Below are 877 nucleotides of genomic sequence, written 5' to 3'. Positions count from 1 at the left end.
GGCTTGGGGGGTGAGGTCGTGGGGGCCGGTGTGGCCGGAAAGGCCGCAGGTCAGGTCGTAGTCGGCGAGCAGGGTGCGGATGACGTGGCGGACTCCGTCCTCGCCGGCGAGGGCGAGCGCGTAGATGTAGGGGCGGCCGAGCAGGACGGCGTCCGCTCCGAGGGCGAGTGCCTTGACCATGTCGCTGCCGCTGCGGATGCCGCCGTCGAACAGGACCGTGGCCTGGCCGTCGACGGCCCGGATGATGTCGGGCAGGGCGTCGAGGGCGGCGATGGCGCCGTCGACCTGGCGGCCGCCGTGGTTGGAGACGCCGATGCCGTCCATGCCGGCGTCTGTCGCCCGGCGGGCGTCGTCGGGGTGCAGGATGCCTTTGAGGACGATGGGGCCGGGCCAGGTGTCGCGCAGGAAGGTCAGGTCGTCCCAGGTGAGGGCGGGGTCGGCGGAGATCTCGGACCAGTGGGTGACGGCCTTGCGCAGGTCGATGTCGTGGGCTCCGGTGGCGCCGATGCGGTGTTGGAAGACCTCGTCGCTGAGGTAGTTGGCGAGTCCTTCGCCTCTGAGGAAGGGGAGGTAGCCGTGTTGGAGGTCGCGGGGACGCCAGCCCATGAGGACGTTGTCGAGGGTCACGACGAGTGCCTGGTAGCCGGCCTGGTGGGCGCGGTGGAGCAGGCTCGCGGCGAGGGCGCGGTCGCCGGGCCAGTAGAGCTGGAACCAGGCGGGGGCGCCGGCGAGTTCCGCGGCGATCCGTTCCAGGGGGTGGGAGGCGACGGTACTGACGATCATGGGGGTGTCGGTGCTGCGTGCTGCCCTGGCGACGGCGAGTTCGCCGTCGGTGTGGCTGCTGCGGTGGGTGCCGATGGGGGCGAGCAGGAGGGGG

Annotated in this window: 1 protein-coding gene; it reads right to left on the bottom strand. The window is 72.1% G+C overall.

The window, feature by feature from the left end; genetic code table 11:
- A partial coding sequence (locus tag FAF44_RS53390; RefSeq protein ID WP_272896259.1) for an alpha-hydroxy-acid oxidizing protein occupies positions 1–870 on the bottom strand: 870 nt, incomplete at its 3' end.
- Positions 871–877 lie beyond the last annotated feature (7 nt).

It is taken from the genome of Nonomuraea sp. MG754425, assembly GCF_021699195.1.
Lineage (GTDB): Bacteria > Actinomycetota > Actinomycetes > Streptosporangiales > Streptosporangiaceae > Nonomuraea.
This window is presented reverse-complemented; position numbering and strand designations above follow the sequence as displayed.